Source organism: Thioclava sp. F1Mire-8 (assembly GCF_002213165.1).
GTDB lineage: Bacteria > Pseudomonadota > Alphaproteobacteria > Rhodobacterales > Rhodobacteraceae > Thioclava > Thioclava nitratireducens.
The window spans coordinates 530,115-550,341 of record NZ_NBNY01000001.1; the positions used below are offsets into that span (position 1 = coordinate 530,115).

Sequence of the window (20,227 nt, forward strand, 5' to 3'; positions counted from 1 at the left end):
CTGGGCACCGCTTATGCGGGCGTGAACATCACGACTGATAGCGGCGGCAAATATACCTCCGCGCTATGGGCGCAGCGGCCATGGGCGTGCTCTTCAGCGGCGATCGCGCCGAGATTGCCGCGGTTGCCACCGCCATAGAATTCGGAATCCGTGTTCAAAATCTCGCACCATTCGCCGCTCTGGGGCAGACCGATGCGGTAGCTGCGTTCGACCGGGGTCAGGTTCGCGACGACCACGACCGGATCGGAGCCGGGCGCGCGGCGTTCGAAGATGAAGACCGAGGCCTCGGAATCGTTGGCCGCGATCCACTCGAAACCCTGCGGCTCGCAATCGCCCCAATGCAGCGCGGGCGTGTCGCGGTAGAGCCGGTTGAGGTCGCGCACCAGCGCGCGCAGCCCCTCGTGGCGCGGATCGTTCAGAAGATACCAGTCCAGTTCGCGCTCGTGGCTCCATTCCGACCACTGGCCAAATTCCTGCCCCATGAAGAGAAGCTTCTTGCCCGGATGCGCCCATTGGAAGGCGTAGAAGGCCCGAAGGTTGGCGTATTTCTCGGGCTCGCTTCCCGGCATCTTGCCCAGCATCGAGCCTTTGCCGTGCACGACCTCGTCATGGCTGATCGGCAGAATGAAATTCTCGCTGTAAACGTACGAGCTCGCGAAGGTCAGCTCGTTATGGTGAAATTTGCGATAAAGCGGATCGCGCGCGAAGTAGCGCAGGCTGTCATTCATCCAGCCCATGTTCCACTTGTAACCGAAACCGAGCCCGCCCTCATGCACGGGCCGCGTGACCCCGGGATAGGCGGTGCTTTCCTCGGCCACCGTCATGATGCCTTCCGCGCCGCCGTAAGAGGCCGCGTTCATGTTCTGCAGGAATTCGATCGCCTCGAGATTCTCGCGCCCGCCATATTTGTTGGGCACCCATTCGCCCGCCGCCCGGGAGTAATCGCGGTAGAGCATCGAGGCCACCGCATCGACGCGCAGCCCGTCGAGGTGATATTCCTCCAGCCAGAACAATGCGTTGGCAAGCAGGTAGTTGGACACTTCCCGCCGCCCGTAATTGTAGATCAGCGTATTCCAGTCCTGATGGAAGCCCTCTTTCGGGTCGGCATGCTCGTAAAGCGCCGTGCCGTCGAAATGTCTCAACCCGTGATCGTCGGTCGGGAAATGGCCCGGCACCCAGTCGAGGATGACGCCGAGCCCTTTCCGGTGTGCGGCATCGACGAACTCCGCGAATTCTTCGGGACGGCCGTGGCGGATCGTCGGGGCGTAAAGCCCGATCGGCTGATAGCCCCAGGAGCCGTCGAACGGGTGTTCGGTAATGGGAAGCAACTCGATATGGGTGAAACCCATGTCGCAGACGTAATCGACCAGCTTCTCGGCCAACTCGTGGTACGAGAGCGGCCTGCCCCCATCGTCCCAGATCCGAATCCACGAACCCAGATGTACCTCGTAGACCGAGATCGGCGCGTGACGTTCCTGCGCCTCGGCCCGGGTCTGGCACCATGCGCTGTCACCGAAGCGGTGCAGCCCCAGCTTGCGCACGACCGAGGCCTGCGCAGGCGGATGCTCCGCGCCGAAGCCGACCGGGTCCGCCTTCAGCGGCAGCACCGTGCCCTCGGCGTCGAGCAATTCGTACTTGTAGAGCGCGCCTTCATGGATGCCGGGGACGAAGATCTCCCACACGCCGGACGCACCGATCCGGCGCAGCTGGTGACGCCGCCCGTCCCAGAAATTGAACTCGCCCACGACCGAGACCCGGCGCGCATTGGGCGCCCAGACCGCGAAATGGACGCCTTCGACGCCTTGATGGGTGATCGCATGGGCGCCGAGCTTCTCCCAGAGACGCTTATGCGTCCCCTCCCCGATCAGATACTCGTCGATCGGTCCAAGCACCGGCGCGAAGCTGTAAGGGTCGTCGAAATCCCATGTCGTCTGGTCGCGTCGCGCGCGCAGACAATAGGTTTTCTCGCTCCAATTTCCGGCGAAGACCCCGGGCACCACAGGCTCCAGCGCGACGTCCTTTTTCCCGAGCGCCCAGACCTCGTCCGCCCCGGGCACGAGTGCCACGATTTTCCCGTCATGAAGACCCAGCACGGAAAACGGGTCGGGATGATGCGCTTCGATCAGCGCTTCGGCCTCGTCGCGGGAAAGTGTCATATCGCTCCTTGGTTCACAGGGCAGATCGCGTGGTCCAAATCTCGTCCATGTAGCCCTTGATTGCCCGGTCGGAAGAGAAGAACCCCATCCGCGCGGTGTTCAAAACAGCCATCTTCGCCCAGCCTGCGCGATCGGCGAAGGCCGTGTCCACCTCTTTCTGGGCGGTCCGGTAGGCCTCGAAATCGGAGGCAACGAGGAAATAATCGCTGTGCCACATGTTATGAACAAGATCGTGATAGCGTTCTGGTTCCTCCGGAGAGAAACGTCCCTCGGCGATCATCTGCAAAACGTCCTGCAAAGGCTGGCTTTCAAGGATCGCGTTGCGCGCATGTTCGGGATCGCGGCGGCGCTCCATCACCTCGTCGGCGGTCATGCCGAAGAGGAAGAAGTTCTCCGCGCCGACCTGTTCACGGATTTCCACATTCGCGCCATCGAGCGTGCCGATGGTCAGCGCACCGTTCAATGCGAACTTCATGTTGCCGGTGCCGGATGCTTCCTTGCCCGCAGTCGAGATCTGTTCTGACAGATCGGCGGCCGGGATCAGTCTTTCGGCCATGGAGACGTTGTAGTTCGGCGGATAGACGATCTTTAGGCGCCCATCGACGTAAGGGTCATTGTTCACCACCCGCGCCACGTCGTTGATCAGCCGTATGATCTGTTTCGCGGTGTGATAGCCCGGCGCGGCCTTACCGCCGAAGAATTTCACGCGCGGCTGGAAATCGGCCTGCGGGTTCTCGCGGATCGCATGCCAGTCCGCGATGGTCTGCAGGATGTTCAGCAGCTGGCGCTTGTATTCGTGGATGCGCTTGACCTGAATGTCGAAGATCGCGTCGGGGTCAATGGTGATCCCTTGGCTTTCATGCACCCACTCCGCGAGATGCACCTTGTTATGGCGTTTCGCGCCCATGAAGGCCTCGCGGAAGCCCGCGTCATCGGCGTAAGGCTCCAGCGTGCGCAGCTTGTCGAGATCGGCCTCCCAGCCCTCGCCGATCGTGTCGATGATGAGGTGGGACAACGCCGGGTTCGCCATCCGCAGCCAGCGGCGCGGCGTGATCCCGTTGGTCTGGTTGATGATCCGCCCCGGATGCAACGCGTCGAGCTCGGGAAAGAGGTTGCGCTTGATCAGCTCGGTATGCAGCGCCGAGACGCCGTTCACCTTGTGCGAGGTGATGAAGGCCAGCTCGCCCATCCGCACTTCCTGATGCTTCACGATCCCCACGAAATGCGCGCGTTTCGGATAGGTGCGGCGGTGCCAACTGTCGATCTTCTCGATGATCTGCATATGGCGCGGCAGCACCGTGCCCATCAGATAGGTCGCCCAACGCTCCAGTGCCTCGGGCAGCAGCGTGTGGTTGGTATAGCCCAGACATTGCATCGTGATCTCGAGCGCGGTCTCGAACTCCATGTCATGCAGATCGACGAGGATGCGGATCAGTTCCGGCCCGGCGATCGCCGGATGCGTGTCGTTCATCTGGATCGCGACATAGTCCGGCAGCTCTTCGAGCGTATAGCCCGAAGCCAGATGCCGGCGCATGATGTCCTGCAGCGCGGCGGAGGTCAGGAAATACTCCTGTTTGAGCCGCAGCTCCTTACCCGCATAGGTCGTGTCATCCGGGTAAAGCACGCGGCTCAACGTCCGCGCCAGAGCCTCGGGCTCGGCCGCGGCGGCGTAATCGCCGTGATTGAACCGCGCGAGGTCGAAGAGCTCGGTGGGCTTGGCCGACCACAGCCGCAGCGTGTTCGCCCATTTGCCGTCCCAGCCGATGATCGGCATGTCATAGGCCTCGGCCAGCACCGTCTCGCCGGGGATCCAATGCGGCTTGCCGTCTAGCGTCTCGACATGGCCCTTGAAGCCGATCTCGTAGGCCGCCTCTGGACGCTCGAATTCCCAGGGATGACGCTGCTTGAGCCAATCCTCCGGCGTCTCGACCTGACGCCCGCCCTCGAAGCGCTGCTTGAAGAGGCCGTGCTCGTAGCGGATGCCGTAGCCGTAGCCCGGGCAGCCCAGCGTCGCCATGCTCTCCATGTAGCACGCCGCCAGCCGCCCCAGCCCACCATTGCCAAGCGCGGCGTCCGGTTCGTTCTCGACCACCGTCTCCCAGTCCTGCCCCAACCCTTCGATCGCCTCGCGGCAGATCGCGCGCAGCCCGAGATTGATCGCGGCATCTTCCAGCATCCGTCCGATCAGGAATTCCATCGAGAGATAGTAGACCCGCTTGCGCTTTTCCTCCCAAGTGCGACGGGTGGCCGCGAACCACGGCGCGACGACCCGGTCGCGTATCGCGAGGCTGAGTGCCATGCGCCAGTCATAGACCGAGGCGTGATCGGGATCCTTGCCCATCGAAAATGTGATGTGGTGCAAAATTTCTTCGCGAACCGTCTCGGCACTGGGCAATTGGGTGTCTTTCAAGGGGGAGGTCTCCGGATCTCTTCAGATAGCAATTGATTGATGAGCCGCCCCCTGTTCAAGGTCAAGCGACGGCGTAGAAACCATCTGAGCAGCTGTTGCCGTTTGCGCTAACAAGTCTACCCTTGCCGCGTTAACGGGCAACAGGAAACTGAAAGAGGAGCGATTCATGGCGAAGGATTGGTGGCGCGGAGCGGTTATCTACCAGATTTATCCGCGTAGCTTTCAAGACGACTCGGGCGACGGGATCGGCGATCTCAAGGGGATCACGCGCAGGCTCGATCATGTCGCCTCGCTGGGCGTCGATGCGATCTGGCTGTCGCCGATCTTCACCTCGCCAATGGCCGATATGGGTTATGACGTGTCCGATTATCGCGGTATCGATCCGCAATTCGGCACGCTGGAGGATTTCGACGCGCTGGTCGCGCGGGCGCATGAACTGGGCTTGAAGGTCGTGATCGATCAGGTGATCTCGCACAGCTCCGATCAGCACCCGTGGTTCAAGGACTCCAAGAAAGGCGGTACGAAGAAGGACTGGTATGTCTGGGCCGATCCCAAGCCCGACGGCAGCCCGCCCAACAACTGGCAGGCGGTGTTCGGCGGCTCGTCCTGGGAATACGCCCCCGAGCGCGGCCAGTATTACCTGCACAATTTCCTCATCGAACAGCCCGACCTGAACCTGCACAATCCCGAGGTGCAGGCGGAATTGCTCGACATTTTCCGTTTCTGGCTCGATCGCGGCGTCGATGGCTTCAGGCTCGATACGGTGAATTACTACTTCCACGACCCCAAGCTGCGCGACAACCCGGCGATGGAACCCGACCCGGAGCGTTGGCCGCCGGTCTCGACCTACGACATGCAGGATCACGAGTTCGACAAGAACCGCCCCGAGAACATCACCTTCCTCAAGAAGATGCGCGTGGTGATGGACGAATACGAAGACCGGACTCTGATCGGCGAAGTCGGCGAAGCGCCGCATCGCGCGCTCGGGCTCATGGAGGAATACACGCGCGGCGTCGATCGCCTCCACATGGCCTACAGCTTCGACATGCTGGGGCCGAAATTCTCGCCCGCGCATTTCCGCGGCAAGATCGAAGGCTTCTTCGAGAATGCCCCCGATGGCTGGCCGAGCTGGTCCTTCTCGAACCATGACGTGCAGCGCCATGTGACCCGCTGGGCGAAATACGGCACCGAGGACGGCATCGCACGGCTGGCCATCGCGATGCTCGCGTCGTTCCAGGGCACGATCGGCATCTATCAGGGCGAGGAACTCGGCCAGACCGAGACCGAGATGGAATATCACGAGCTCACCGACCCGCCCGGTCTGCGCTTCTGGCCCGAGAACAAGGGCCGCGACGGCTGCCGCACGCCGATGGTCTGGGACGAAAGCACGAATGCGGGCTTCTCCAAGGCCAAGCCGTGGCTGCCGGTGAAACCGCCGCAAGCCGCCCGGGCGGTCTCGGTGCAGGAGGCCGACGCGCACTCGGTGCTGGCCTATTACCGTCGCGTGCTGGCCTTCCGGAAGGAAAACCCGGTGCTGCGCAAAGGCGCGTCGACCTTCCTCGACCTGCCGGACCCGATCCTCGGCTTCATCCGCGACGATGGCGAGACGAAATTCGCCTGCTACTTCAACCTCGGCCCGGATCCGGTGACGCTCAAAGCGGACGGGGAGCTTGTCGGCCCCTGCCTCGCCGCGACGCTGGAGGACGGCACCCTGTCGCTCGGCCCGAACGGCGCCGCCTGGCTGAAGATCTAACCAAACCGGAAAAACGCGGCGCGCGGGCCCCGAATTGCAGCCTGCCGCCACGTCTCGGACCCGCGACGGCGTCGGGAGCGTTTGCTCTCGACGCCGTTCGCATTCCGGTGTTCTGCCTCTGGTCAGCCGCGCCGTCTCGGTCGATAAGATGCCATCGGAAGCGATTTCTTACGGAATTTTAAGAAGGACATAAATTCCTTCTGCGATCGTTCCGCCAGAGATTGGAAAAACTTGGAAATACAAGATGGTTCACGTTGATCCGGCGCAAGCCGCCCCTGCCTCGTCGCGCGTCAAGATACTCTGGCCGATCGCGCTGGGGCTGCTGCTGTTCCTGATGGGGCTCTGGGCGCTGCATCATCTGCTCGCCAGCATCGACGTGCGCCAGGTAATCGCGCAGATCAGGGCGACGCCGTGGCCCACGCTCGGCGCGGCCGTGGGGGCGACCTCGCTGGGCTACGTGGCGCTTGTCGGCTATGATTTCTGGGCGCTGCATTACCTCGGCAAAAAGCTGCCCCTGCGCACCGTCGCGCTTGGCGGGTTCCTTGGCTACGCCTTCGGCAACACGGTCGGGATCAGCGTGATCTCGGGCGGCGCCGTGCGCTACCGCATCTATTCCGCCGCCGGGCTGAACGCGTTCGAGGTCGCGGCGCTGTCCTCCTATATCGCGATCGCGATGGGGCTCGGGCTGACGATGGTGGGCGTTTTGGCGCTTTCCGTGCATCCTGCTGCGCTCGCCGGGGTCATCTCGGCGCCCGAGTCCTTGATCCGCGTCGGCGCGCTGGCCGCGACGGCCTTGATCCTGGGCGGCGCCTTCTACCTGTCCTATACGGGGCGCGCCCTGCGCATCCGCGACCGCGAGATCGCGATGCCGGCCCCGCGTATCCTTGTCGGGCAACTCGGCGTGGCGCTCTTCGACTCGACGATGGCGGCGGGCGCGCTTTGGGTGCTGATGCCCGCAGGCACGCCGCCTTTCGCGAGCTTCGTCGCGATTTACGCTGCGGCCAGCATGGTCGGCATTCTCAGTCACGTGCCCGGCGGGGTCGGCGTGTTCGAGACGGTGGTGATCGCCGCCCTGCCCGCGGGCGTGCCCCTCGGCGATGCCGCGGCGGGCCTGCTGGCCTTCCGGATGATCTATTTCCTGCTGCCCTTCGTGATCGCCTTCGTGGTGGTCTCGCTGAACGAGGCGCGTCTCGCAGGCGGCTGGGCCACCCGTGTCTTCGGCGAGATATCCGAGCCGATGCGCCCGGTGATCAGCGGCATCGAGGGTATCGCGCCAAGGATCGCCGGGGTCGCGGTGCTTGGCCTCGGTTTCTGGATGGTTATCGTCGCGCTGATGCCCGTACTGGGACAGCAAGGCGGCGAGCCGGGGCTGATCACGGCGGTTCTGGCCGAGGGCGGCACCCAGCTTTGCGCCTTGGCGGGCGTGCTGTTGATCGTCCTCTCGCATGGTCTGGTTCGCCGGGTGCGGCTCGCCTATTGGCTGGCGCTCGCCGGGCTCGTGCTCGGTGTGATCTCGGTGCTGGCGGCCGATCTCGACATCGACAACGCCATCGTCCTGTCACTTGCCGCGCTGGTGCTTCTGCCGTTTCGCCGCGCATTCCACCGGCAGGTCGCGCTCACCGAAGGGGGCTACGGCCCGCTCTGGCTGGCTGTGATCGTTGGGATGGTGGCCTCGGCGGCGGTTTTCTTCTTCCTCGCCTATGCCGCGCATCCTTATTCGAACGCGCTCTGGCTCGATTTCACCGCACGTTCGCCGACACCGCGGGCGCTTCGCGCAGGTCTTCTGATCAGCGCACTGCTGTTGGGCTTCCTGCTTTGGCTGATGCTGCGCCCGATACGCCACTTCGCCTTCTCCGTGGATCCCGAGCAGGATGCCTCGGTCGCCGCGATCCTCGCCGCGCAGGACGTGCCGCAGGGCTGGTTCGCGCTGACGGGCGACAAATGCGTGATGTTCTCCCCCGACCGCTCCGCTTTCCTGATGTATGCGCAGCGCGGCGGGATGCGGGTCGTCCTTGGTGATCCCGTCGGCCCGCCGGAGGTTGCGCGGCAACTGGCATGGGAGTTTCATGAACGCGCCGTGAGCGAGGGGCTCACCCCCGTCTTCTACGAGGTCTCGACGCGCAATCTGCCACTCTGGATCGAGATGGGCTACGCGCTGCACAAGATCGGCGAAGAGGCCGTGATCGACCTGCAGAAGTTCTCGCTTTCGGGGTCGAAATTCAAAACGATGCGGGCCGAGCAGAACCGCGCCCTGCGCGAAGGATACACGCTCGAACTCGCCGCCCCGCCGCATGCGCCCGAGCTGCTGTCGACGCTGCAGGAAATCTCCAATGCGTGGCTCGCCGGTCAGAAAGGCCGCGAGAAAGGCTTCTCGATCGGACGCTTCGATCCGCGCTACCTCAACCACTGCGAGATCGCCCTGATCCGCTGCGAGGGAGAGATCCTAGGCTTCGCGAACCTTCTGGGCGGCAACGGAGCGCAACATTTCGCGATCGACCTGATGCGATATCGCCCGGAAGCCGCCGACGGCGTCATGCAATTCCTGTTCCTCGGCCTGATCGAGGCACTGCGCGATCGCGGCGCGACCGAGCTGAGCCTCGGCCTCGCACCGCTGGCGGGGCTGCCCGATCGCGCCTCCGCGCGGCTCACGAGCCGGGTGGGAAACCTGATTTATCGTCACGGCGGAAGCTTCTACAATTTCGAGGGGCTGCGCCGGTTCAAACAGAAATTCCGCCCCGAATGGCGGCCGCATTACGTGGCGCTGCCGCCCGGCACCTCGCCCTATCTCGCGCTGACCGAGATCGCGCTCTTGATCTCCGGCGGTGCGCGCAACCTGCTGACAAAGGACTGACATGCTAGACTCCATCCACCAAGTGCTCCCGAATCTCGCCGCTCTGGGGATCTTCGGCTACTGGGTGATCGGGGCCGCGGCGGGGCTGGAGGCCTTCCTGCCAACCGGGTTGTTCCTGCCGGGAACGCTTCTCGTCGACGCCGGCGGGGTGATGGTTCAGCGGGGGATGCTCGACCTGCTCGACCTGCTGTGGTTCGTCGCGATCGGCTCGGTGCTCGGCGGCGAGGCGACCTTCTGGCTCGGTCGTCATGCACGGCGCGGCATGCTTGGGCGTTGGAATGTCGAAGGCATGGCCGCCTATCGACGCGCGGAGAAGCTATTTGCCCGCCATGGCGGCTTGGCGATCGTCATGGGGCGTTTCCTCGGTCCCGTCGCGGGCTTCGTTCCCTTCGCCGCCGCCGTCGCCGGGATGGAGACGCGACGCTTCCGGATCTGGAACCTGCTGAGCGGCTTGCCCTACGCTGTCTTCCATGTCGGCTTCGGTTATGCGCTTGGCGCGGGTTTCGCCCAGCTCAGCCCGATGATGACGCGCAACACCTTGTTCGTGCTTGGCATTGTCGTGATCGCCGCGGTGCTTTTCTGGATTCTGCGCCGACTCGACCGAGCGGTGCCCTATCTCCTTGCGATGGCGGGCGGTCTGATGGACGACATCGCGCGCCACCCCCGCATCGACAGCTGGGGCGGGCGCCATCCGAAAACGGCGGCCTGGATCGCGCGCAGGCTCGACCGGACGAAATTCTCCGGATTGCCGCTGAGCCTTCTCGCACTGGCCTTCCTCTACCTCGCCTCCGTGCTGGTCGGGCTGTCGCTCGATTTCCTGCAAAGCGACCCGATCGTGCAGATCGACGCACGGCTGGCGGCTCTGATGCGGCTGTTCTGGACGCCGGGTCTCATACAGGTCTTCACCTGGATCACCGCGCTCGGCGATACGCAGCTCGTGGCCGCGCTGCTCGTGCTGGCCCTCGTCTGGCTCGCGTGGCTGCGCCGCTTCGATCTCGCCACGGGGCTCGTGGTCTCGCTCGGACTCGATTTGGTTTCGGTGATAATCCTGAAGGCCGGCTTCGGGCGGCCGCGTTCGATCCTCGGCTATTTCCACGAAACCTCGGGCAGTTTTCCCTCCGGCCACGCGACACTCTCTGTCGCCTTTTACGGGATGCTGGTCTTCCTCCTCTGGCGGCTATCCCGGATCGGAGCACTCAGCGCGAGCTTCCTGGCGTTCCTGTTCGCCGGGCTGATCGGGCTGAGCCGTCTCTACCTTGTCGAGCATTACCTGAGCGACGTGATGGGCGGCTGGCTTCTCGGCGCGCTATGCCTTCTCGTGGGCATCGCCGTGGCCGAGTGGCTTTATCCGCGTTGGGCGGGGGCGCCGCGCACGCGACCGCGCTGGCAGATCGGCGTGATCGGGGTGGTGACGCTCGCGCTTATGGGCTTCACGATGGTTCGGGTGCGCGACTACTCCAAGGCGCTGAACCCGCCGCCCGTCGCGCAGCCGCTGATCGTGATCGCCCAAGGGGCCGAGCCGCAGGCGTTGAGCGACGCGCCGCTGATGGCGCAGACGCTCGATGCGGAGCAACAGTTCCCGCTTTCGCTCGGGATGTGGGCGGCGAACACCGATCAGATTACCGCGGCGCTGACATCCATCGGCTGGCAGCGCGCCGATCCGGTGACGCTGAAGACGCTGGCGGGCGCGGCCTTCGGAGCGGTGCGCGACACGATACGCCCCGGAGCAGCCCTCGCACCGCTTTTCTGGAACAACAAGCCGAGCGAGCTTGGCTTCACCCGCGTTCCGGAGGGTGACGCGACCGACGAGCTGCCGCGGCTGCGAATGTGGCAGACGCGCTATACCGATGCGTCCGGCGCGCGGCTCTGGATGGGGGCGATCACTCGCGATGACGGGCTGGTGCCGAGCGACGGGTCGGCGGCGGGGCCGCTGGCCTCTGACGTTGTGAAGGCGCTGAGCCAGAGCGGCGGGGCCAAGACGGTCGGCCATATCTCCGGCACTGACGCGTCGGCGATCCCGGTTCTGGCGCTGCGATAAGCGCGCATGTCAGCCTGCGCGCAGATCCTCGAGATAAATGCGAACCGCTTCCTGCACATGACGGAATCGGTCGCCGCCCAGATGCTTGCCGCCGAACCAGCGGGTGACGACGATGATGTGGTCATAGAGCTCTTCGCGCTCGAGCATCCGCAGGATCACCATGCCGGCGCCTGCCTCACCGTCGTCGTTTTTAACCGGAGCGTCTGCCGTCAGAAGCGCCCAGGTGTTATGCGTCGCCTTGGCATATTTCTTTTTCCGGCAGAGTTCCTTGACGAAGGCCTTGGCCTCCTCCTCGGAGGTGCAAGGCCCGCCCGAAACCGCGTATTTCGAGCCGCGGTCGCTGATGATGTTCTCGAGGATGCGCATGGCGCAGGTTTATGGGCCAAGCGCCGAAGCGGCAAGGGCGGGCAGCGGACCCGATGGCCCGCCGCCCTGCCCGCTCAGCCCAGTTTGCGCAGACGGGCGATCAGCGAGGACGTGTCCCAGCGGTTGCCGCCCATCGCCTGTACGTCCTTGTAGAACTGGTCGACCAGCGCGGTGACGGGCAGCGAGGCCCCGATCTCGTCGCCGGTCTTCAGGCAGATGCCCAGATCCTTGCGCATCCAGTCCACCGCGAAGCCGAAGTCGAATTCGTCCTTCGCCATGGTCTCGTAGCGGTTCGCCATCTGCCACGAGCCGGCCGCGCCCTGAGAGATCACTTCGACCACGGCGGCGATGTCGAGATCGGCCTTCTCGGCGAAGTGGAGGCTTTCCGCGAGGCCCTGCACCAGACCCGCGATCGCGATCTGGTTGCACATCTTGGTCACCTGCCCGGCGCCGCTTTCGCCCAGACGGCGGCAAATCTTGGCATAGGCGTCGATCACCGGCTCGGCCTTGTCATAGGCCGCCGCATCGCCACCGCACATCACCGACAGCTGACCGTTCTCGGCCCCCGCCTGCCCGCCCGAGATCGGCGCGTCGATGAAGGCCACGCCGTGGCCAGCCGCCTCGCCCGCCAATTCGCGGGTCACGGCAGCCGAAACCGTGGTGTGGTCGACGAAGACCGCGCCGGTTTTCATCCCCTTGAACGCGCCGTCCTTACCAAGGCAGACCTCGCGCAGATCGTCGTCGTTGCCGACACAGGACATCACGAAATCGGCGCCCTTGGCCGCTTCGCGGGGCGTGGGCGCGGCGGAACCGCCATGTTCGGACACCCATTTCTCGGCCTTGGAGACCGTGCGGTTATAGACCGTGACCTCGTGGCCCGCCGATGCGAGATGCCCCGCCATCGGATAACCCATCACCCCAAGCCCCAGAAATGCAACTTTCGCCATCGACCTCTCCCTTGCGTGAATACGAAACCGCGCCCCGTGAAGCGCGAGCGCGTTGATTGTAGCGTCGGGCTCAACTAGTAACGCGCCATCCCGGCGCGTCAACTCATGCGCCGGTCGGAGGGATTCCGGGTGAGGCGCGCAGAGGGCTCGATGTACAAGGCATTTCGATGGGGCGTTCGGCTGATCATGGCCGCGATCGTGGGCGTGGTGCTCATCGGGGGTCTGATCTATTTCTTCGCCTCGCGCTCGCTGCCCGATTACGACGCGACCTACAAGGTCACTGGCCTCACCGCCCCGGTCGAGATCGTGCGCTCCACCGAGGACGTGCCGCATATCTTCGGCAGGAATGACCCGGACGTGTTCTTCGCCCTCGGTCTGGCGCATGCGCAGGACCGGCTCTGGCAGATGACGCTGATGCGCCGCACGGTGCAGGGGCGGCTGTCGGAGGTATTCGGGCAGGAGACGCTGAAGACCGACGAGCTGATGCGGCGACTGGGCCTCTATCAGGCCGCGGTCGACTCGGTGGCATCGCAGGACGATTACACCAAGGCCGCGCTTCAGGCTTATGCGCGCGGCGTCAACCAGTGGATCCAGATCGTCAACGAGGGCGCGATGGGGCGCGGTGCGCCGGAGTTTTTCCTTTTTGACAGCAAGATCTCCTACTGGACGCCCGCGGATTCGCTCGCGATCATGAAGCTGATGGCGGTGCAGCTGTCGAACCAGCTGCAGGACGAGGTGCTGCGCGCCCGCGTCTCGCTCGCCGGAAAGGATCTCGTGCGCGACATCATGCCCGACGATCCGCAACAGGCGACCGCCGCGCTGCCCGATTACGCCAGCCTGTTCCCGACAATGCAAAAAGGCATCCAGACGGCAGAGAACGGCGCGCCCGGCGCGTTCTCGCCCTTCCCCGAGCGCGGCTCTGCCGGGGCGTCCAACGCATGGGCCGCGGGGCCTGACCGCTCGGCCGCGGGCGGCGCACTTCTGGCCAACGATCCGCATCTTGGGCTCACCGCGCCCTCGATCTGGTATCTCGCGCGGCTGCAACTGCAATCGGGCGGCGTGATCGGCGGCACGATCCCGGGAATGCCGCTCGTGCTGTCGGGCCGCAACAAGGATCTGGGCTGGGGGCTGACCACGGCCTATGTCGACGATCAGGACCTGCATATCGAGGAAATTGACCCCGACGATCCGACGAAATACCGCACGCCCGATGGCTGGAAGCATTTCAAGACCAAGCGGGTGATCGTCGAGGTGAAGGACGCGAAACCCGTGACACTCACCCTGCGCTGGACCGATAACGGCCCGGTTCTGCCCGGCAGCCATTTCGATCTGGCGACGGTGACGCCGCCCCATTCGGTGATGTCGCTCAGCTGGACGGCCTTCGATCCGAAAGACACCACGATGACCGGCGCGATGGACCTGATGCGGGCGAAATCGATCCCGCAGGCGCTCGACGCCGCAAAAGAGATCGTGGCGCCTGCACAGAATATCACGTTGGCCGACAAGGATGGTGTGGCGCTGGTCACCGCCGGGAGAATCCCGCTGCGCGACCGGGCGAATGACACGCAGGGTCGGATGCCCAACGCGGGCTGGAAACCCGAAAATCGCTGGAAAGGCGCCCTGCCCTTCAAGGACAATCCGCAATTCGTCGAGCCCAAAAGTGGCATCGTCGTGAACACCAACAACAAGACGGTGGACCGGCCCTTCCCCTATAACGTCTCGTTCCACTGGGGCGACACGCAGCGCATCCAGCGCCTGTCGAAACTGATGGGCGAGCGCGAGGTGCATTCGCGCGACAGCTTCATCTCGGCGCAGCTCGATACCGTCTCGCCCGCCGCGCGCGGCCTGCTGCCGCTGGTCGGTGCGAACCTGTGGTATACCGGCGATCCCGCGCCTGACGGCACGCCCGAGCGGATGCGTCAGCGCGCGCTGGAGATGCTGGCGAGTTGGGATGGCGAGATGTCCGAGCATCTGCCCGAGCCGCTGATCTACGCCGCCTGGATGCGCGAATTGCAAAACCGGCTGATCCGCGACGAGCTGGGTCCGCTGGCGAAGAAATTCGACCACCTGGAGCCGCTGTTCATCGAGCGCGTCTTCCGCGACACCCAAGGCGCGAGCCATTGGTGCGACATCATCCAATCCGCGCCCAAGGAGACCTGCAGCGACATCGCGCGGCAATCGCTCGACGCGGCGCTCTTGGACCTGTCGAAGAAATACGGGCCGAATATCGAAAGCTGGCGCTGGGGCGACGCGCATGTCGCCGAGCAGGACAATCCGGTGCTGGGCAAGGTGCCGGGGCTGAAATGGTTCGTGAATATCCGGCAATCGACGTCGGGTGGCGATTTCACCCTGATGCGCGGGCGGACCAAGGGCGGCGACGGGCCCGATCGCTTCGCCAATGTCCATGCGGCGGGCTATCGCGAAGTACTCGATTTCGCCGATCCGGACAGCTCGGTCTTCATCATCTCGACCGGGCAATCGGGCCATCCGCTGAGCCGCCATTACGACGACCTGTCAGAGCTGTGGCGCTCGGGCGAATATATCCCGATGTCGCTCGATCCGGCACTGGCGCGGGCAGCGGCGACGGGGATCACCCATCTGGTGCCGAAGGGCGCGGCGCAAGCGGCCAACTGATCCATAATGAAACGGGGACGGACCTTTGCCCGCCCCGGATCAAATCTCAGTCCTAGCGCCCTCAGTCCTCGCGCATCGTGCGCTGCACCTGATCCGCGACCGGCTTGAGCAAGTAGGAGATCGCGGTGCGCTCCCCCGTCTGGAAGAACACCTCCACCGGCATCCCCGGACGCAGGCCCCGTCCGTCAGGCAGCACCGGCGCCTCGGTCAGTGCGACGGTGCAGAGATAGTAGTTACCGCCGCTCTCGTCCTTCGTGGCCGAGGCCGCGACGACGCGCACCTCGCCTGCCACTTCCGGCGTCGTCCGCTGGTTGAACGCGGTGAAGCGCAGCCGCACCGGCTGCCCCGGCATGACCTGGTCGATATCGGTGGTGCGCAGCCGCGCCTCCACGATCAGCTCGCCATCGGGGACGATCGCCATCACCCGCTCCCCGGGCGCGATCACGCCGTTCACCGTATGCACGCCCAACTCGTTCACCACCCCTGCGATCGGCGCGCGGATCTCGGTGCGCGAGAGCCGGTCGCGCGCGGCCACGGCGCGCTCATGCAGTTCGGCCATCTGCGCGTCGATGTCGCGCAGCTCCTTCTGCGCGGCGGTTCGCGCCTGATGATCCAGTTCCAAGATGCGCAGGTTCGACTCGCTGATCTGGCCCCGCACCCGCGCGATATTTGCCTCTATCTCTCCGGAGACCCCGTCGAGCCGCGCCATGTCGCGCTCGATCTCGGTGATCGCGCCTTTCTCGGTCAACCCCTTCTTCAGGAGCGTCTCAAGCCGGGCATGATCTTCGCCGCGCAGACGCCGTTCGATCTCGTTCGAGTGGCGCTGCGCTTCGAGCGCGCGGATCTCCTCGTCGAACTGGTCGACCTGAGACAAAAGCTGGTCGCGGCGCAAGTCCTGCATCGCCCGGTCATGGGCCAGAAGCTGGCGCTCGCCATCCGCGATCGCGGCGGTTTCCTCGGCGGTATCGAACCCCTCCGGGAACACGATCTCGACGGCGCTGTCGCGCACTGCAAGGAGCCGCGCGCGGCGGCCGGTAAGCTCGCGGATCTGGGTCTCGACGATCCCCAGTTCCGAGCGCAGCTGCGTGTCGTCGAGGCTCAGCACGACATCGCCCGCCTGCACGAGATCGCCGTTCTCCACGCGGATCTCGCGGATCACGCCGCCGTCCGGGTGCTGCACGACCTTCAGCTGCGATTTCACCGCAACCTGCCCCTGCGCAATCACCGCGCCGGAGAGTTTCGCCTGCGCCGCCCATCCGCCGAAGACGAGGATCAGCGCGCCCAGAAAGGCCGTCGCGAACAGGATCCGCGCACGGATCGAGAACAGGGCCGGATCATGGTAAGTCTTGGTCATTTTCGGTTCCCCCCACCAAAAACTCGCGAGCGCCCGTCAGACGGTCGCGTCGCAGTCAAACAGAAAATTGGTTTCTTCCAGCGTGTGATGGCCGTCGAGTTCGATCTCGAAGTCGTAATCCTCGACGCTGCCATCCTCGTGCTGCGCGCTGAGCTTGGCTTTCACGATGGTGAATTCGTGCCCCTCGTCGCCGTCTTCAATCTCGTAAGCCACGAAAACGCCTCCGCGCGCCTCGGCGACCTCGCCATTGGCACCGGCGTAGAACAGCCGCATTTCACCATAGCCTTCGCCCATCGGGTCGATATGCGAGAAGTCTATCCGGTCGCCGGGCTCGAAATCGGTGATGCGGTCATGGCCCGCGCCCGCGTTGCGGATCGCAGAGACCGAGGTGAAGACGAACACGTCCTCGCCTTCGCCGCCGCTGAACAGGTTGCAGGCATCACTTGCGATCAGCTGGTCATCTCCGGCGCCGGAAGCGACGTTCTCTATACTGACGAGCGTCGCTTCGCCGGTCTCGCTAGTCATTGTCCCTGAAGACAGATCGACGGTGACCGACTCCGCGATGCGGTGCAGATCGAGCGTGTCCGAGCCCGCGCCGCCATCGTAGCGGTCGCCCGTAGCCTCCGCGATTTGCGAAACCACGATGCGGTCCTCGCCCGCGCCGCCGGTCACGAGGTCCTCGCCCGCGCCACCGTCGAGCAGATCGGAGCCCTCGCCGCCGACCAACGTGTCGTTGCCCGCCCCGCCATCTAGGCTGTCCGCGCCGGAGCCACCGTCGAGATAGTCATTGCCGTCCTCGCCATGCAGCAGGTCCGCCCCGGCCTCGCCGAAGACAATGTCGTCACCCGCGCCCGCGAAGACCGTGTCGTTGCCGGCGCCGCCATAGATCACGTCCGCGCCCGCGCCGCCGATCAGCACGTCGCAGCCCTCTCCGCCGTCGAGCATGTCGTCGCCCTCGCGGCCATAGAGGATGTCGTCGCCCCCCTCGCCCCGCATCGCGTCGCGGTCGGGCGTGCCGAGCAGCAGATCGTCTTCGGCGGTGCCGATCACGTCGTGATACTCGGGTGGCAGGATCAGCGCGGTCGCGGTCTGGCCGATCGACAACTCGCCGTCGCTGAGATCGTAGGTGATCACCAACTCGCCCTCGAAGCCCTGATCGGGCTTGATCAGCCATTCGCCCGCGCCATGGGCGATCACTTCGCCGCCTTGCGCTTGCATCGACAGGATCGAGAGCGGGTCGCCATCGGGATCGCTCGCCCCGGTCAGCAGGACCGCCGCCACGATGAAGAAGCTCTCATCCCGCCGTCCGGGCGACAGCCGAACCGGACCCTTCGTCTCCGGCGCACGGTTGCGGGGGGCTTCGGTCGCCGCGTCCGGAGGACGGGCTTCATCGGAAGCGCCCCGGCTTTCACGCGCCTTGCGTGCAGCGGCACGGGTCGAGGTAAAGACCGGCACTTTCGGAAGATCGAGTTCCTTGACCTCGATCGCGTCCGGGAAGAACAGCGTATCGCCCTGCGCCTCCACCGTCGCCTTGTGCTTAGCGTGCCATCGCTGCGGCGAGAGCGTGAAGGGCGCGGGATTGGCGCCCGGGAACAGGATCACGTTGTCGGGCAACGGATCGGGCGGCGTGTTTTCCTCCGTAAGCACGTCACTCGGCCCCATTTCGGGGATGTGATGCGCGTTCGGCGTCTGCGGGCCGGCGGGGGCGTCGGGATCTGCCGGGGGGTGGGCCGGTCCATCCTGAACGCCTTCCGCCTGCGCCGCATCCGTGCCGAAGAGCTTGCGCGCGAGCGCAGCCCAGGCAATGGCGACCAGCCCCACCGCTGCGCGGCCGGGCCAGACCGAGCGCCGTTCCGGCGCACGGTATTTCTGCATCGGCGCGATGGCCGCTTCGTCGTCCGGGATACCGAGCTTGAGCTTGTCCTGTTCCATGGCTCAGCCCACCGCCTGCTCGATACTGTCTCCCAGCTCCGCCGCCGGTGCCGCGGGTTTTCCCTTGGGCAGCGGTTTGAGCCCGACGGAGCGGTTCACGATCTCGTCTTTGGGGCCGAAGGCCACCAGCTTGCCGCCCTGGACGAAGCCCACGAGATTCACGGATTCGAGCGCCTTCGGGCGATGCGCGATCACCACCACGATGCCGCCACGCGCGCGGACCGAGGCGATGGCCGCGCTGAGTGCCGCTTCGCCATCGGCGTCGAGGTTCGAGTTCGGCTCGTCCAGTACCACAAGGAACGGCGCGCCGTAGAGCGCACGCGCCAGACCGACCCGCTGACGCTGCCCCGCCGAGAGCGAGGTGCCGAAGGGGCCCAGCTGCGTCTGGTAGCCATCGGGCAGATGGATGATCGTCTGATGCGCACCCGCGGCCTTCGCCGCGGCCACCACATCGGCATCCGTCGCGTCCGGCGCAAAGCGCGCGATATTCTCGGCGACCGTACCTTCCATCAGCGAAACCTCCTGCGGCAGGTAGCCGATATGATCGCCCAGCAGATCCACGCGCCACTGGTCGAGCGCGGCCCCGTCGAAACGGACATGCCCGCGCAGCAGCGGCCAGATTCCGACGATGCCCTTGGCGAGCGTCGTCTTGCCTGAGCCCGACGGCCCGATCAGGCCGAGCGCATCGCCGGCTTTGAGATCGAAACTGACATCGCCCAGCAGAACCGCGCCGGAGCCTGGCGCAACGACCGTCATCCCCTCGACCGTGAAGCTCTCGGTCGGCGCGGGCAGAGCGATCAGGCTGTCGTCATCCTCGAGCGTCGCCAGCGTGTCGCGCAGACGCGCATGGCTGCGGCGCGCGGCAGTGAAGCCCTTCCAGTTGCCGATCGCCATTTCCACCGGCGCGAGTGCGCGCGAGGCTGCGACCGAACAGGCGATGATCGCACCGGGCGACAGCTCGCCCACGATGGTCAGATACGCGCCGAGGCCCAGAAGCGCCGATTGCAGCATCATCCGCGTGACCTTCGACAGCCCGCTCAGTGTGCCGGTGATGTCGCTGGTGCGCGCATGCAGGCGCAGGTGCTCCGCATTGGCGGTGCCGAACCGCTCCACCGCGCGGCGGCCGAAGCCCATCGCGTGCAGCACGTCGGCATTGCGCGTATTGGTATCGGCGATCATCGCGCGGGCGATGGAGGCCTTCTGCAACTCCCGGCCCGAACGGCGCGACAGCATCTCGGTGATGACGGTCAGCGTGATCAGCACGCAGGCACCGCCGATTGTCAGCAGCCCCAATAGCGGATGCAGCATGTAGACGAAGCCCAGAAACAGCGGCATCCACGGCAGGTCGAGGAGCGCGATGGCCCCCGCCCCCGAGACGAAGCTGCGGATCGTGTCGACGTCGCGGCCGCGCTCCAACGCCTCGGACGTGGAATAGCCGAAGCGGGGCATTTCGATTGCCACCCGATGCGCGAGCGGCGCGAGGCGGTTGTCGATCCGCGCACCGACCCGCACGAGTATCTGGTTGCGCAGCACATCGAACAGCCCCTGAAACAGATACAGCGCGATGGCCAGAACAGAGAGTGCAAGCAGCGTCGGAACCGAGCCGCTGGTCAGCGCCCGGTCATAGATCTGCAGCATGTAGAACGAGCCCGTCAGCGCGAGCAGGCTGATCACGAAGGACAGTCCGAGGAGAAAGACGATCAGACCGCGATAACGGCCCAGACGCTCGGAAACGAGTTCTTCGCTGGCTTGAAAACGACGACGTGCGTTGCTCATGTGATCCTCC

Annotated in this window: 11 protein-coding genes; 4 read left to right on the forward strand and 7 right to left on the reverse strand. The window is 65.0% G+C overall.

The features are described 5' to 3' along the window. Positions 1-11: 11 nt before the first annotated feature. Both glgB and B6V75_RS02505 read right to left on the reverse strand, forming a co-directional pair. The gene (gene glgB / locus B6V75_RS02500; RefSeq protein WP_088718613.1) at positions 12-2,156 is read right to left on the reverse strand and encodes a 1,4-alpha-glucan branching protein GlgB; all 2,145 of its coding nucleotides are present in this window, start codon (positions 2,154-2,156) and stop codon (positions 12-14) included. A gap of 13 nt (positions 2,157-2,169) precedes the next feature. Continuing rightward, positions 2,170-4,566: a glycogen/starch/alpha-glucan phosphorylase gene (locus B6V75_RS02505; protein ID WP_206198463.1), complete on the reverse strand. Its 2,397-nt coding sequence runs from the start codon at positions 4,564-4,566 to the stop codon at positions 2,170-2,172. A gap of 166 nt (positions 4,567-4,732) precedes the next feature. On the opposite strand from B6V75_RS02505, the gene B6V75_RS02510 reads away from it, so the two are divergent. The 3 genes from B6V75_RS02510 to B6V75_RS02520 all read left to right on the forward strand — a co-directional run bounded on the left by B6V75_RS02510 (position 4,733) and on the right by B6V75_RS02520 (position 11,208). Then, a complete protein-coding gene (locus tag B6V75_RS02510) occupies positions 4,733-6,319 on the forward strand; it encodes an alpha-amylase family glycosyl hydrolase (protein WP_088718615.1) in 1,587 nt (528 codons plus the stop codon). Positions 6,320-6,563: 244 nt separating this feature from the next. Then, entirely contained in the window at positions 6,564-9,170 is a 2,607-nt protein-coding gene (gene mprF, locus B6V75_RS02515) for a bifunctional lysylphosphatidylglycerol flippase/synthetase MprF (protein ID WP_088718616.1), read from the forward strand. A gap of 1 nt (position 9,171) precedes the next feature. Beyond that, the gene (locus B6V75_RS02520; RefSeq protein ID WP_088718617.1) at positions 9,172-11,208 is read left to right on the forward strand and encodes a bifunctional DedA family/phosphatase PAP2 family protein; all 2,037 of its coding nucleotides are present in this window, start codon (positions 9,172-9,174) and stop codon (positions 11,206-11,208) included. A gap of 9 nt (positions 11,209-11,217) precedes the next feature. Here the strand turns inward: B6V75_RS02520 and B6V75_RS02525 are convergent, their stop codons facing one another. Together B6V75_RS02525 and B6V75_RS02530 are read right to left on the reverse strand one after the other, a co-directional pair. Next, positions 11,218-11,574 carry a YigZ family protein gene (locus tag B6V75_RS02525; protein ID WP_088718618.1) on the reverse strand — a complete coding sequence of 119 codons (357 nt, stop codon included), beginning with the start codon at positions 11,572-11,574 and terminating at the stop codon, positions 11,218-11,220. Positions 11,575-11,648: 74 nt separating this feature from the next. Next, complete coding sequence (locus tag B6V75_RS02530; protein WP_341865708.1) at positions 11,649-12,623, reverse strand: NAD(P)-dependent oxidoreductase; 975 nt, start codon at positions 12,621-12,623, stop codon at positions 11,649-11,651. A gap of 48 nt (positions 12,624-12,671) precedes the next feature. Here B6V75_RS02530 and B6V75_RS02535 point away from each other — a divergent pair, with 48 nt between their 5' ends. Further along, positions 12,672-15,155, forward strand: coding sequence for a penicillin acylase family protein (locus B6V75_RS02535; protein WP_088718619.1), 2,484 nt, complete (start codon positions 12,672-12,674; stop codon positions 15,153-15,155). 61 nt (positions 15,156-15,216) lie between these two features. On the opposite strand, the gene B6V75_RS02540 is transcribed toward B6V75_RS02535, so the two are convergent. Genes B6V75_RS02540 through B6V75_RS02550 form a run of 3 tightly spaced genes read right to left on the reverse strand, consistent with a single transcriptional unit; the run spans position 15,217 to position 20,217 of the window. Further along, entirely contained in the window at positions 15,217-16,509 is a 1,293-nt protein-coding gene (locus tag B6V75_RS02540) for an HlyD family type I secretion periplasmic adaptor subunit (RefSeq protein ID WP_088718620.1), read from the reverse strand. Positions 16,510-16,545: 36 nt separating this feature from the next. After that, a complete protein-coding gene (locus B6V75_RS02545; protein ID WP_088718621.1) occupies positions 16,546-18,441 on the reverse strand; it encodes a cadherin-like domain-containing protein in 1,896 nt (631 codons plus the stop codon). Positions 18,442-18,444: 3 nt separating this feature from the next. Then, positions 18,445-20,217, reverse strand: coding sequence for a type I secretion system permease/ATPase (locus B6V75_RS02550; RefSeq protein WP_075774791.1), 1,773 nt, complete (start codon positions 20,215-20,217; stop codon positions 18,445-18,447). Positions 20,218-20,227 lie beyond the last annotated feature (10 nt).

What these genes read in the sequence shown, in the direction of transcription:
- B6V75_RS02510 (WP_088718615.1), top strand. Translation starts at nt 4,733, where the DNA reads ATGGCGAAGGATTGGTGGCGCGGAGCGGTTATCTACCAGATTTATCCG.
- B6V75_RS02535 (WP_088718619.1), top strand. Translation starts at nt 12,672, where the DNA reads ATGTACAAGGCATTTCGATGGGGCGTTCGGCTGATCATGGCCGCGATC.
- B6V75_RS02525 (WP_088718618.1), bottom strand. Translation starts at nt 11,574, where the DNA reads ATGCGCATCCTCGAGAACATCATCAGCGACCGCGGCTCGAAATACGCG.
- mprF (WP_088718616.1), top strand. Translation starts at nt 6,564, where the DNA reads ATGGTTCACGTTGATCCGGCGCAAGCCGCCCCTGCCTCGTCGCGCGTC.
- B6V75_RS02550 (WP_075774791.1), bottom strand. Translation starts at nt 20,217, where the DNA reads ATGAGCAACGCACGTCGTCGTTTTCAAGCCAGCGAAGAACTCGTTTCC.
- glgB (WP_088718613.1), bottom strand. Translation starts at nt 2,156, where the DNA reads ATGACACTTTCCCGCGACGAGGCCGAAGCGCTGATCGAAGCGCATCAT.
- B6V75_RS02545 (WP_088718621.1), bottom strand. Translation starts at nt 18,441, where the DNA reads ATGGAACAGGACAAGCTCAAGCTCGGTATCCCGGACGACGAAGCGGCC.
- B6V75_RS02540 (WP_088718620.1), bottom strand. Translation starts at nt 16,509, where the DNA reads ATGACCAAGACTTACCATGATCCGGCCCTGTTCTCGATCCGTGCGCGG.
- B6V75_RS02520 (WP_088718617.1), top strand. Translation starts at nt 9,172, where the DNA reads ATGCTAGACTCCATCCACCAAGTGCTCCCGAATCTCGCCGCTCTGGGG.